This window comes from Halobacillus salinus, from assembly GCF_004684905.1.
GTDB classification, from domain to species: domain Bacteria; phylum Bacillota; class Bacilli; order Bacillales; family Halobacillaceae; genus Halobacillus; species Halobacillus salinus.
Genome location: NZ_SRJC01000002.1, coordinates 186,088 through 199,482 on the forward strand (window position 1 = coordinate 186,088; position 13,395 = coordinate 199,482).

The 13,395-nt window shown below is 44.4% G+C and carries 13 protein-coding genes; 4 read left to right on the top strand and 9 right to left on the bottom strand.

Features of this window, described 5'->3' with window-relative positions:
• Position 1 precedes the first annotated feature (1 nt).
• Positions 2-820, bottom strand: a complete 819-nt coding sequence (locus E4663_RS11515; protein WP_135327726.1) for an STAS domain-containing protein — start codon at positions 818-820, stop codon at positions 2-4.
• 159 nt (positions 821-979) lie between these two features.
• On the opposite strand from E4663_RS11515, the gene E4663_RS19795 reads away from it, so the two are divergent.
• Positions 980-1,141: a hypothetical protein gene (locus tag E4663_RS19795; protein ID WP_158290485.1), complete on the top strand. Its 162-nt coding sequence runs from the start codon at positions 980-982 to the stop codon at positions 1,139-1,141.
• Positions 1,142-1,184: 43 nt separating this feature from the next.
• On the opposite strand, the gene E4663_RS11520 is transcribed toward E4663_RS19795, so the two are convergent.
• Genes E4663_RS11520 through E4663_RS11530 form a run of 3 tightly spaced genes read right to left on the bottom strand, consistent with a single transcriptional unit; the run spans position 1,185 to position 3,888 of the window.
• Positions 1,185-1,553 carry a thiol-disulfide oxidoreductase DCC family protein gene (locus E4663_RS11520; protein ID WP_135327727.1) on the bottom strand — a complete coding sequence of 123 codons (369 nt, stop codon included), beginning with the start codon at positions 1,551-1,553 and terminating at the stop codon, positions 1,185-1,187.
• Positions 1,550-3,298: an aminodeoxychorismate synthase component I gene (gene pabB / locus E4663_RS11525; protein ID WP_135327728.1), complete on the bottom strand. Its 1,749-nt coding sequence runs from the start codon at positions 3,296-3,298 to the stop codon at positions 1,550-1,552. The genes E4663_RS11520 and pabB overlap by 4 nt, the downstream gene beginning before the upstream one ends.
• Positions 3,295-3,888 (bottom strand): anthranilate synthase component II, encoded by a 594-nt coding sequence (locus E4663_RS11530; RefSeq protein WP_135327729.1) that lies wholly within the window; start codon positions 3,886-3,888, stop codon positions 3,295-3,297. The genes pabB and E4663_RS11530 overlap by 4 nt, the downstream gene beginning before the upstream one ends.
• Before the next feature lie 194 nt (positions 3,889-4,082).
• Between E4663_RS11530 and E4663_RS11535 the strand changes: the two genes are divergently transcribed.
• Both E4663_RS11535 and E4663_RS11540 read left to right on the top strand, forming a co-directional pair.
• Entirely contained in the window at positions 4,083-5,438 is a 1,356-nt protein-coding gene (locus E4663_RS11535; RefSeq protein ID WP_241657182.1) for a sensor histidine kinase, read from the top strand.
• Positions 5,419-6,039 carry a response regulator gene (locus E4663_RS11540; RefSeq protein WP_135327730.1) on the top strand — a complete coding sequence of 207 codons (621 nt, stop codon included), beginning with the start codon at positions 5,419-5,421 and terminating at the stop codon, positions 6,037-6,039. Before E4663_RS11535 ends, E4663_RS11540 begins: the two co-directional genes overlap by 20 nt.
• A 132-nt stretch (positions 6,040-6,171) precedes the next feature.
• On the opposite strand, the gene E4663_RS11545 is transcribed toward E4663_RS11540, so the two are convergent.
• The 3 genes from E4663_RS11545 to E4663_RS11555 form a co-directional block, all read right to left on the bottom strand.
• Positions 6,172-7,284 (bottom strand): DUF1648 domain-containing protein, encoded by a 1,113-nt coding sequence (locus E4663_RS11545; RefSeq protein WP_135327731.1) that lies wholly within the window; start codon positions 7,282-7,284, stop codon positions 6,172-6,174.
• Positions 7,281-7,673, bottom strand: coding sequence for a GntR family transcriptional regulator (locus E4663_RS11550; protein WP_079477749.1), 393 nt, complete (start codon positions 7,671-7,673; stop codon positions 7,281-7,283). Before E4663_RS11550 ends, E4663_RS11545 begins: the two co-directional genes overlap by 4 nt.
• 114 nt (positions 7,674-7,787) lie before the next feature.
• On the bottom strand, positions 7,788-8,828 hold the full coding sequence (locus E4663_RS11555) for an ATP synthase beta subunit C-terminal domain-containing protein (RefSeq protein ID WP_135327732.1): 1,041 nt from the start codon (positions 8,826-8,828) through the stop codon (positions 7,788-7,790).
• Between the two features lie 222 nt (positions 8,829-9,050).
• Between E4663_RS11555 and nagZ the strand changes: the two genes are divergently transcribed.
• Entirely contained in the window at positions 9,051-10,301 is a 1,251-nt protein-coding gene (gene nagZ, locus E4663_RS11560) for a beta-N-acetylhexosaminidase (protein ID WP_135327733.1), read from the top strand.
• A gap of 355 nt (positions 10,302-10,656) precedes the next feature.
• Here nagZ and E4663_RS11565 read toward each other — a convergent pair whose 3' ends face one another.
• Together E4663_RS11565 and E4663_RS11570 are read right to left on the bottom strand one after the other, a co-directional pair.
• Positions 10,657-12,057, bottom strand: coding sequence for an amidase (locus tag E4663_RS11565; RefSeq protein WP_135327734.1), 1,401 nt, complete (start codon positions 12,055-12,057; stop codon positions 10,657-10,659).
• A 101-nt stretch (positions 12,058-12,158) separates the two neighbouring features.
• Positions 12,159-13,379, bottom strand: coding sequence for a sensor domain-containing diguanylate cyclase (locus E4663_RS11570; RefSeq protein ID WP_135327735.1), 1,221 nt, complete (start codon positions 13,377-13,379; stop codon positions 12,159-12,161).
• Positions 13,380-13,395: the final 16 nt, after the last annotated feature.

The window sequence follows — 13,395 nt, forward strand, 5'->3', positions numbered from 1 at the left end:
TCTATTCCTTTTTCTCAAAGCCGATGCTACTCAAGGCTTGTTGCACACTTGCCTTCGTTTTCACACTCTTGAATTCGATTCCCATGTCTACAACGGCTCTCGCAATCTCTGCTCTCATACCCGTCAGTGTGGTGTCGACCCCTACGAGCTCCATCGCCTGAATAACTTGGAACAAATGAGAGGCAACTACGGTATCAATCACAGGAACACCGGATACATCGATGAGGAGATGATTCAGATCAAGCGAAGCTACCTGCTTCAACGAACTCTCCATTAAGCTTTGAGCTCGACTGCTATCCACTTCTCCTACTACGGTTAAAACGGCAACTCCTTCTGCAACTGGTACCATAGGAGCCGACAATTCAGCAATCTTGACTTGTGTCTCTTCCCACTCTTCTTTATGCTTTTTGAGATATACTTTCGTGATGTTATAAATGGCACTGTCGATCAGCGGCATCGTTTTTTTGTTCACGTCTATGATAGTAGAAGGTGTCCACTCATCCTCCGTCCATTCTTCTTCAAAAATAGACCAAATGGCTTTTCGTGTTAAGCTGAACATATGTAGAAGTTTATCTAATTTGATATCCTCTTGTATTGCCAAGCTCCCCATTTCGATACACCACTGCTTCACTTCACGATCAGCTTCCTCTTTTTCCAATTCACCAGAGAGCAGAAAACTTACATGACCAAAGAACTCGTCACGCTTCTCTCTGAGACTTTGCAGAGTCCAAGGATTATCATCTAACAACTCTACTTTCTCAGCCAATACACTTGGATTCAGTGTTAATTTATTGCCTATGTACATTTCCTCTTTATTCATAGTACGTTCCCCTCACCGAATATCATTATACTTGTATAATATACATTTATTCGATGTTTGTAAAATCATACTAGGACTATACTAGAGATAGAATTTATTTTACGACACAGTCCGCTTTTCCTTTACAATAGAATTATCAAAAGAAATTGGAGGTACACGATGAATAAAGGTACACTGATTCTCTTCACCCTTCTATGTATCGCATTCATTGCGAACGGGTTATATCGGGGACTAGTCCAAGATCAATGGATTTCTCTTCTCTTGGCAATCGTCGTCATCATTTTCGGTGGTTATCGTCTAATAAAAAAGCAAAATAAATAACTGGCTAATATAGGAATAGGGCAGGGAACGAGATTCTGCCCTATTACGCATATCTTGGCAAGTCATAACGCCCGAACCATTGGTGGCGGTTGTCAGATACCCACTTGTATAAAGGATCGCCAATTCTACTTACTCCTGGAAGATAAAGCAAAAGTCCAAGTACAGCAAACATCGGGAGTGCTAAGAGCAGCCTCCGGATCGTATAAAACCCTTGCTTAATTTCCCCTTCTTTTGTCAGCATGTGAATTTCAGCTAACGTGTCGCGGCCATCCAGATAGGGATACAGCCCTTCCCTCTCTGTTTCTTGCACGGCAACCCATTTAATTTGATTCGCCCAATCGAACAATCGAAATGTTTTTTTAAAGTAAAAGCAAAATGGACATTGCGCATCATAAAATACGACATGTTTCATGTGAGATCCCCTTCCCATGATAGTTCGACTTCAATCCAGCCTCTCACGCCATTGATGAACCAAACTTCTTCACATTCAAGCAGATCATGAAGGTGTAATACCCTTTCCCTAATGGCTCCTTCCTCTAACAAGCGCTCCCGAAAGGTACCCGCTAATAAACCTGAATTAACCGGAGGGGTGAAGTAGTGACCGTTCATCTTCACTACTAGATTTCCTATCGTGAACTCCGTGAGCTGCTGTCTCGTATTCCACAAGAGTACTGTATAGGCATCCGGGTCATAATGTTCTTCATATACCAAGCGGTGCGTGGTCTTATGGAATAGAAAAGGGTTTTGTTCATCAACAGGAGACTTGGCCAACTTACACGTAATCTTGGCTGGCGGATCTGCTATTTCATCTACAGAAATGTTCCAGCTGCCTTTCTCTTCAACAAGCAATCTCACTTTATAAGCACCAGTCGGATGTTTTCTCGCCAGCTTTTCCAAATGGTCACGTATGTCATCCACCGGGCATGCTCTGCCAAAATAAACCGCAGAGGATTGGACACGTTGAAGATGCTTATCAAGAAGTGGATACACTCCCTCTTCTAGTTTCAACGTCTCCAATAAAGAAAAAACCGGTCTTGATTCGGTTAACAACCGTGCTTTCGTAAGAATCTCCTCATACTCTCCCTTGGAAGTAGAGTCCCACGTAACACCACCACCCGTTCCATACACCGCTTCCTCTGCCTCCTGATCAACCATGACGGTCCGGATTGGAACATTGAAGACAGCTTCTCTATTTGGTGTCATAAAGCCGATAGCCCCGCAATATACATCGCGTGGGGAGTCTTCCAATTCTCGTATATATTCCATCGTGCGTACTTTCGGAGCACCTGTAATCGACCCACACGGGAAAAGGGCACGAAAGACGTTATACATAGTATATTCCTCAGATAACTCTCCTTGAACAGTCGAGGTCATTTGGTGAACGGTCGGATAAGTCTCTACTTCGAATAATCTCGGGACTCGCACTGTACCGGACTTCGCAATCCGCCCAACGTCGTTCCGAAGCAAATCTACGATCATCAAATTTTCAGCCTGTTCTTTCTCTGAAGTGAGAAGGTGTTCTATCTGCTCTTGATCCTCTTGAACTGTCCTACCCCGTTTGGCAGTTCCTTTCATCGGTTTCGTCGTAAGCCGTCCCTCATCTATCCGGAAAAACAACTCAGGGGAAGCAGAAAGCAAACGTCTCGGTCCCATACGTAAATAGGCGCTATAAGAAGATTGCTGGTTCCTGGTCAATTGACGATAGAAACTCCAATCATCTCCTTTGAAATCAGTCTCCAAACGGGTAGTGTAATTGACTTGATAGGTATCGCCTCGTTCAATCGCTTCTTTGATTTGTTCAATCCCTTGTTGATACGAAGCAAAGTCCCCTTTCAGCTGCCATTCTGATGCTTGATAAGGGGCTTCATCTGGCACATCTGATCGGGTAGGTTCCTTAAAGACTCCAAACCAAACTAGCGGCCAGTTCGGATTATCGTGCACGTTGAGTGCTGGATCAAAGGCAGGTGCAGCTTCGTAGGATACATACCCCGCTACATAGAAACCCTCTTCTAGGTAACAATCCACGTCTTGAAAAACTTGTTGGACACCTTCTATTGTTGAAGAGGTCAATATGTGCAAGGGTTCAGTGAAAGTATGCGGGCTCTGTTTACCACTCTCATCGGGAAATTCGAATTGCAAGAATACATCTTCATTCATCGGACCTTCTCCTTTCTATAATGGAGGGCCTGTTCATAAGCTTGCTTCAACATATCAAAACCACACTCGGTCATGATCGATTCAGGATGAAATTGAATACCTTCTATTGGTAACATCCGGTGGCGCACAGCCATTACGACGTTATCCTGGGACCGCGCGCTTACCTCTAAGCAAGACGGTAACGACGCTTCTGGAGTGACCAGGGAATGATAGCGTGTCACCTTCAATGGGGCTGGTAATCCATCAAACATCGTCTTTCCATCATGGGATATGGTGGTCACTTTCCCCTGCATCGGTTGCTTGCCTTTCACCACGTCACCACCAAAGAATTCGACGATCAGCTGATGACCAAGGCATATCCCGAGAATAAAAATGCGGCCACTGAACACTCGAAGTACCTCTACACTAACTCCCGTTTCTCCAGGGTTGCCGGGACCTGGTGATAGGACAATGAGGGCAGGCTTCCATTCTTCCACTTCTTCCATTGTAAGTTGATCGTTCCGAACCACAAGGACCTCACTTGTCATTTGCTTAAAATATTGAAATAGATTATAGGTAAATGAATCATAGTTATCGATGATTAAAATCATAGGACAGCACCTTCATTTGTAAGTTTTTCTTCGTTCGTTGGTTGCCTACCCCTATTTTACACAAAGACAAGCCTCGTAACAGGGGGTCCCCCATATCGCACAAATATTTTAGTGCGTTTGTGTGAAAAAGAATCGAAAAATTCCTTCAACTGTATTAGAATAAGGGAAAGCTTTTACGCCGTTAGGATGATCAAATGATAGCTGAATCTTGGATTCGTAAGAAAAGTATATGGATCAAAGCACTTCTTATCGTCATTGGTATTACAATGCCGATCTGGCTTAATGTCGAGAGCTCGGGGCTTGCTTCGCTTCTTCAGGATCTGCGTGAGAAACCTTCTGGAAGCACACTGATGATGGTAGTATTCGCTTTAGTCATGTTGAATACTGTACGTGCTCTCCCCCACTACTTAGGAGCCTTATTACTAGGAGATGAACTAGGAACACGATTGGATAAATCATGGCTGAAAGTTGCAGTTCCACTAACGATCATTCCTTTGGTCTATCTCATCATCAATGGTTACAATAGTATGAATTATCACTTCGGTGGTCCAGCACTCTTATTACTTTTATCTATTACCATATTGCACCTACTTGATAAAGGGCGGCTAAGACCTGTCTTCAAGTCCTTTGTGCTTGGCCAACTATTATTCGGAATCCAGTGGCTCGATATGGTCCTATTTCTTAGCCCCTTCGGATTCGGTGGCGGCCCAGTTTCCACTGAAGTGAAGCTGATTGCAGAAGAACTAGGCTTTGGCTCTACTTTATCGTTTTACAGTTTGTTTTTTTGCGGCATCTTCATAGTCAACGCATTGGTCTTGGCTGTGTACTTGACGGTTTCTGAACAAAAATGGCGGATCAGGCAGGACTTGCACCGAGCACGAGATGAAGTAGCAGAATCAAGATCCGGAAGAGAAGCACTCCATCTCGTTCATGATTTAAAAACCCCTCTATCTTTAGTGGAGGGTTTGAATTCGTTAATCCAAATGAAAACAAGCGACCCGGAAATCTTGCAATATACCAATAAAATCGCGAATTCAATCCAATCTACGAATGATATGGTCTCTGAAATCCTGTATCACGAAAAGAAAAATTGGTGCACGATGAAAACCTTCATCGAATACGTGCGCGCTAATAAATTATCTGACTCCGATACACTCTACCAATTCAAGTTAGAAGCAGACGAAAACATCGAAATACACATTAACAAAATTCGAATGACCAGAGCCTTAGTGAATTTGATCGATAACGCAAGCGACGCTGTCGAGGGAAGAGAGCACGCAACCGTCACGATTCGCTCGATTGTAGCGGATGGTAAGGTTTCTGTCGGAGTAGAAGATAATGGAGACGGCATCAGTGAAGAGAATAAACAAAGAATCTGGAAAGCAGGTTTCAGTACGAAATCTCACCCAGGTGTAGGATTGACGTTTGTACAAAACGTTGTTCATGAACATGACGCCACCTTATCGATTGACAGTGAGACTGGAATGGGAACGACGTTCTGGATCCATTTACCGAAGGAGAGAGTACGCTATGAAGATTCTGATAATTGACAATGATGAATCATTAAGGTACATGCTTACAGAATTTTGCAAGCATGCGAACTGGGAATCCGATACTGCAGAAAACGGACGACAAGGTGTCGATAAATTTTTGCAAGGGACCTATGATGTCATTTTGGTAGATTACCACATGCCTGAAATGGATGGTTTGCAGACTGTCAGAGAAATCCGAAAGCACAATGAGAATATCCCTATCCTCGTCTTGACGGTCGACGAACGCCAAGAAGTCGCTGATCGATTCATCGAGGAAGGAGCTACCGATTTCGCCCTTAAACCAGTCAAAGCACCTGATTTGATTTCGCGCATTCGCCTGCATGTACAAATTGCGAATATGAAGCATGTCAAAAAAGAAGAAGAAGACGTCTTTACCGCAAAGGGAATCAGCAAAGGGACCCTTCAACAAATCGCAGAATTCCTGAAGAAAAACCGAGACCCTTATCCGGTTGATGCCATCTCGAAAGAAATCGGCCTTGCCTACCCTACTGTTTACCGGTATCTGATGTATTTATTGGAAGAAGGAAAAGTAAAACAAGTCGTCAGCCACCAGAAAATCGGCAGACCGAAAAAATTATACAAGTGGTACACTCACTAATCCGTTTCTTACATTCTTTTGCATTTATTTTAATCTTAGCTTTTCAATAACATAAGACATTACTTAAAACACCCCATTAGAAAAAGGCCAGGTCAGATAACCGGCCTCTTCCTAATGGGGTGTTTCGTGCATTTAAGCACCAAGCAACATCGGAAGCAGCAGGGCGATACCAATAATCAAAGCGAAGATCACCCATGCAAGAGGTCTTGCAAGATTGACCGTCCACCCAACTCCGAAGCGCTTTTCTAAAAATATTGCTGGGTCATTTTTATTAAAATAGAATTGCCCCAGCTTCCAGTATCGATCGTCGTCTCGATCGATCACTTTTCCGTCGACTTCTTGTGTTACGTGTACACGGCTTCCACCCTGCCCAGTTGTAAATGCAAGAAGCACAGAAGCAATTGTAATCAATCCTCCGAAAATGATTGGAACATAAAGCATTAGTTCTCCTGGAACGTCGAAAATAAAGGAGGCTTGAGCAAATCCAAATAAGGCTACCATTCCAACACTTCCGAAAATGATGAACAGCGACCATCTCCGCCTGAAAACAATATTTTGCCGCTTCGACTCTTCAGGATTCTCTGCACTGACTTGCTGCTTCGCCCTTGCAATGACCACATTGACGAATAAGAACAGCACCGTCATGAACAGCTGCATCGCCGGCATGAGCATCACACTACGGTACGTCTTATCGACCCAATTCGTAACGTCCCCTTCAAAATTGTAATTCATCGGTATTCTGTCCGGGATTTGGTCGTAGAAATTGAAGGTAACAATAAAGGTGACAATAGATAGGATGAACGGAACTAGGAACCAGCCATTAGAATAAGTGAGCTTTTCCTCTCTGAATGAAGTGTCGACAACTGTACGCTGAGGCTGATCTTTCTGCCACTGTTGCTGCTTCTTCATCGCTTTCATTTTATTGTGAAATTGTAAATAGATGAGGAAACTGCCTACTAGATACAAAACCAAAGTACTGCCGAACAACCAGCTGAAGGCTTCGTCGCTATCCATGCCTCCAACTCCAATTGCAAGAAAGAGTACGGTAACAATTAAACTTATAGCGGACACTCTAAACAAATACGATTTACGCAATGCTCTTAATTCAGATGTGTTGTAAACACGTTCCGGAATCGATACCCCGAAGCTTTCTGTCCTTCTCGTCCAATACGGCATAAACATACTGATAGCGAAAACAGGAACCATGATGACAAGAAACATCAGAACAACGAATGATCCACTCATTTTTTCTCCCCCTTTTTGAATTCTTTAAATATGTCTTGAATCAATGACACATAGTCTTCTTCACTCATTCCACGGCAGACAGCTTCTGCAATAGAAGGGCGCAGCGTCTCTTTCAAGTCAGCGTAGTAAGTTTCGTCTGCTGGGGTGACCCCGTCTGGATTGACGACGACCCCCTTCTGCCTATGGATGAGAATGAAACCTTCCTGCTTCAGCTGTTGGTAAGCTTTATTAACAGTGTGTAAGTTAATGCCGAGATCCGCAGCTAACGAGCGGACGGACGGTAAACCCTCACCTAACGCAATCTCATTTCTTGCAATTCCTGCTATGATTTCGTGCTTGAGCTGTGTATATATCGGCGTCTTTGACTCGAAATCCAATTCGATAAACACGACCACAACCCCTTCCTGTTTGTCTGTTATACTTATAATATAACAGTTACACAAAAATGTGCAACAAAAAAATAAACCAGAAGGACGGATTGCTGTCCTTCTGGTTTATTTTCCTTACGTAAGTGCTCCAATCGAGGTCAATACTTCCACGGATCGATCATCTACTGCACCGTCTATTATTTTTTGAACGTCTTCTAACATTTCCTTTAAAGGAACCGATTCCCCTTGTTGGCCAGTAAATGCTTCGGCAACATACAATGGTTGCGTTAAGTAGGCTTCCAATTTTTCGCCTCTTTTATATAGACGCTGCTCTTGTTCCGGTAGTGAATCCAGACCACTCACTCGGACAATCGACCGAAGCTCTCGATACCGACGAAGATGCCTCTTCGCTTTCTGTTGGGTTTTGAAGTGATGCTGATCCAAATTCGTCCCCTCTAGAACTGTAGAAGTAGAATAAAGTGGGTGGATCGCTGGATAGAGATGACGTGCGGACAGCTCACTATCAAACTGCCAAACTGTTTCCAGAGGCCCGAATGGAAATTCCTCGTCTACCGCCTCTCCTTTAAAATCTACAAGAAACGTTGTAACCGACTGGAGGGAAGACCACTTTTCATAGAGGCTCAGGATATTGCCATTTTGGACATGAGAGCGATCTGCTACAAAGATGACATCCCTTTCCGTCCCTATCTCTTGCACTTTAAGATCCGCCTCTTCCACTGTTTCATAGACGAACTCCACGTCCTCTGTTATATCATTGACCTCCGGAAAATCCCCATCCGGCTTCAACACGACAACCTGGTAGTCTTCTTTTTTCAACCTATGAAAGATTTCAGCAAGAACGACGAGTTGCCCCATACCCGGCCTAGCTACGAGACCAGCCGTTCCACCTTTTGCTAACGGAGCAAATAAATCAATTGTTTTGATACCTGTCTCAATCATTTCATACCTCTCCCCTCGAATAATCAGATCATCCAAACTGCAATCAGCCAAGTCTGCCAAAGCGACTAAGGTTCGTACTTCTGTTCGGGCGATAGAAATTTTCCCTGTGGTGAGATTGGAAACAGTTGCTGGACGTAGGCCGACAGAACGAGCGGCCTTCGTTAACTGGGGAACGCGCCTTCTCAAAAGTGCGACATTCAATTGTAATGGTTCCATCTTTTCCCTCCTACTTATTTTTACAGTACAATAATTTACGTTTGAAAGCAATTATTTTTCGCTTTAAAGTAAATTATGACATTCATAATAAAAAAGCCTCGCATGATATGATTGAATAAAGGGAACAGGTGCAGAAACTTCAACTGAACTAATAAGGACCTATTTTATAAATACGAATTTTCGTCCAAAATAAGAAAAACCACTTATTAACGGGGGCATTCGATGAAAAAAGCAGCCATAATTATTATCAGTCTTACTGCAGGCGCCATCCTGGGGTGGAGTATCTATGCGAACAGTCAAGTGACTACTAAGTCATCCCACACACAGAAGGAAGCAGCATTCAGCACTTCCAAACAACACCTGGAGAAACACTCAGTAGATACTTTAGAAAAAGAAGTAAAAGCAATGAGTCTCGAGGATAAAACCGCTCAACTACTTATGGTAGGGTTTGAAGGATCGACTCTAAGCAAAAAGGAAGAAGCGATGATCCAACAAGGGCATGTTGGGGGCGTCATTCTGCTCGGGAGGAACGTCCAATCCGAAGGACAACTACAATCGCTCGTTACCTCTATTAGAAGCGCCAACACAAATTCCGCACCTCTGTTCATCGGTATCGATGAAGAAGGCGGTCGGGTCAGCCGTATCCCCTCCACCTTACCCAACCTTCCCTCCAGTGAACAAATAGGAGAGCAAGAGGACTCAGACCTTTCTTTTCAAACAGGACAAGCATTAGCCCAGAAGGTGAAACAATACGGAATCAATATGGACTTCGCCCCCGTATTGGATATTAACAACAATCCAGATAACGAAGTCATTGGCGACCGTTCCTTCGGCTCCACTCCGGAAAAAGTCTCAAAACTAGGGATGGCGACGATGAATGGCATCCGATCAGAAGGAGTCGTCCCTGTCGTCAAACACTTTCCTGGACATGGGGACACGTCCGTAGACTCCCACGCTCAACTACCTGTGATCGATAAATCTGTAGATACTTTGAGGTCTTTTGAATGGGTCCCATTTCAGAAAGCCATTCAAGCAGGAGCAGACGCAATCATGACCGCTCACATCTTATTCCCGGCATTGGATGAAGAAGTTCCAGCCACTTTTTCCAAAGAAATCATCAGCGGTGTTTTGAGAGAACAAATGGATTATCAAGGACTCATCATTACAGATGACATGGCGATGGGGGCAATTGCAAATAATTACGGAACAACAGAAGCAGCCATTCAGGCCGTAGAAGCAGGCGTGGATATGGTGATGTTGACAGATACAAGACAGAACCAATTCCAGGACGTCCATGATGGGCTTGTTAACGCCGTGGAAAAAGGAAAAATTGCCGAAGAACAAATCAACCAAAGTGTGATGCGGATTCTTTCACTCAAACAAAAATATGAGCTCTCCTCCGCTCCTGAAGAAGTGAACGAAGAAAAGCTCAAATCAACGATTTCTACGATTAGAGAACGGGTTCGCGAATAATTGAGCATGGGGGTTGGGCTGCCCGGGGATCGAAGGTCGCTTTATCGACGGATTGGGAGTTCCTCTATTCGTTTTGGTCGAATTGTGGTTCTTTATTCGACGGGGATGATGTCAGTCTGCTCTCTTTCGTCGAATTATGCCTTCTTATTCGACGAGCATGACCTCGTCCTGCTCTACTTCGGCGAATTATGCACCCTTATTCGACGAACGCTACCTCCTCCTACTCTATTACGGTCAATTCTGCCTCCCTATTCGACGAACGCTACCTCCTCCTACTCTATTACGGTCAATTCTGCCTCCCTATTCGACGAACGCTACCTCCTCCTACTCTAATACGGCCAATCCACCCTAACCATCACTCAATTTCTTTATATTTACTCCACCAAGGACGCGCCTCTTCCAACTGACGTGCCAATTGGAAGAGCGTTGCTTCGTCTCCGAACGGCGCCATAAAATGCGATCCGATCGGCAGATTTTCGTCATTCCAATAAAGCGGGACGCTCATCGCCGGCTGACCGGTAGCATTCGCAATAGGTGATAAGTGCGCGTATTGAGCGGAAACGGCTAATATCTCATCAATCGTATTCTTCTCCCCGTCATAGCACCCGAGTGGTAGAGCTTTTTTCATGGTAACAGGATGCAGTAGCACATCATACTTTTCAAAGAATTGGTGAACCTTCACACTTTCTGAGGCTAAGAAATTACGTGCTTGTTCATACTCCATAGCAGAGAAACCTGTCCCTTTTTCCACTAAAGTAGAAAGCATGGTCTCCACACTAGTAGATGTAACGTCCTTGCCATTTGCGGCAGCCGCTTCCTGGACAGCGAGTGCTCCCCCTAGAACCCAGACCGTCACATATGCATCCATGAAACGGTGGAGGTCAAAGTCAGGGAAGGCGATTTCCACTTTATGACCAAGCGACTCGAGCAAGTGTGCCGTATCATCGATTGCGGTCTGGACTTCTTGATCTATGTCCATCAAGTCTTTGAAATCTGCCATATAAGCGATTCTTAATGGACGGACGTCTTCCTGCATGAGTTCTCTGAAGGGTTTACCTCTTGCGGGAGTCGCAAAAAGGTCTCCTACTTGCGGTCCTTCCAATACATCGAGAAGCCAGGCACTATCCCGCACGGAACGTGTAATGGCATGACTTGCTGCAAAACTGTTCAACCTTGTAGAAAAAGGAGTCCGTCCCCTAGTCGGCTTCAGACCGAATACACCACAATTGGAAGCAGGGATTCGAATGGAACCTCCTCCGTCACTACCGTGTGCAAAGGGGACCATACCAGAAGCAACAGCAGCTGCTGCTCCTCCACTTGACCCACCTGGAGAATATTTTCTATGCCACGGATTCTTCGTGTAACCTAGATAGTTCGATTCAGTGGCTGGTGTGAATCCGAATTCTGGTGTATTACTCTTTCCCAATATCGTGAGTCCGGCATTCTTGTACCGCTCTACGATGACATCATCTTGGGGCGCTGTGAACCCTTCCATCACCTTCGAACCATATGAGAGAGGATAGCCTTTCATAGCATTCAAATCTTTGATTAGGAAAGGTAGCCCCCTTAAAGGCGTGTTGGAATTCGCAGTGGCCACTTCCTCATAAGTTTTATGTACGATAGCATTCAGCTCAGGGTTCTTTCGCTCAATCACGGCTTGATAGTGAGCGATGACTTCCTCTATGCTCAATTCCTTTTGATCGATCTTCTCTTTCAACGCTGTACCGTCCCACTGTCGTATTTCGTTCAGCTCCATATAAACCCTTCCTTTCGCTTCTTTGATTTCAATATATCAAATATAAGGTGTAGAAAGAAAAAAAGAGATCAGAACACTAAGGTTCTGACCTCCTCTAACAGTCATGATTGGTGGTACACGGAAACGCACTTCCGGCCGTTGTTTTTCGCTTCATACAAGGCTTGATCTGCTTTCGTCAGTAAGTTGTCCCTAGTCGTTCCATGACCTGGGTACATGGCGATACCGATAGAAACACTGATATGCAGTTCCTTGCCACCGACCACAATCGGCTGAGTGATTCTTTCGATCATCCGCTCTGCCACTTGTTCCGGTGCGTTAGTTGAGTGAAGATTAGTTAACAACACAACGAACTCATCTCCCCCAAGTCTGGAAAAGGTGTCTGTCTCCCTTAACATCTGCTTCACACGCTTCGTAAAAATGATGAGTACATCATCTCCGACATGGTGGCCGTGTTGGTCATTGATATCTTTAAAGTTATCTAAATCAATAAACAGGACGGACAAGATTGTATCAGCTTCCTCGCAAGCTTCCAATTCCGACTTCAACTGCTCAAAGAAATAGCGACGGTTCGATACTTGAGTAAGCTGGTCGTAGTAAGCCATTTCCTCAAGACGCGATTGTTTTCTGCGCCGTTCACTAATATTACGACATACTGTCTGGACAGCAGGCTTCCCGTCAAATGTTACCTTGCTTCCTGTTAGTTCTACTTCTATGACTTCCCCATCCACGCGCTTGATTTTCCTTTCGATAGGAGCAGTCTTACTCCACTTACTCTCTAGGATAAGGCGCAAACGTTTTTGCACATCGGATTCCGGTTCATCTTGAATCAAGCCACGTACGCTTCTCCCTAAACATTCTGAAGTGTTCTTTGCACCAAGCAGAGTCACGGCAGCTGGATTCAAATAGACAATATGTCCATTCTTATCATGAATGAAGATCGAGTCTAACGAATTGTGGACGATCGACTCGTAGTTTTCCAACTTCTGCTTACGTAAGCCATCTCTTTGAAACTGTATCAGAAAGGATCCAGTTGTTGGTATAGCATAAATTTTGAATAGAAAAGGTGGGGTTGCGTGCTCAAAACAGCCAGTCTGCAGCGCTTTATGAAGACCTTCTTCTAACATCGACGCTTCCGTTTCATTATGAACGCCGGTGATCAACAGACCCGCGCTCCTTGAGGTAACCCGTTGCATTGTTTTATTCATGTATGTATAAGTGTAAAAGTGCTCTTCTTGTTCGACAATGCCTATGGGCAAGTCCACAGCATGCAACCATTCTTCGAGTAAGGATGGAGTATTTAATAAATGAGCAATCCCTTGCATCTTTCTGCCACTTCTT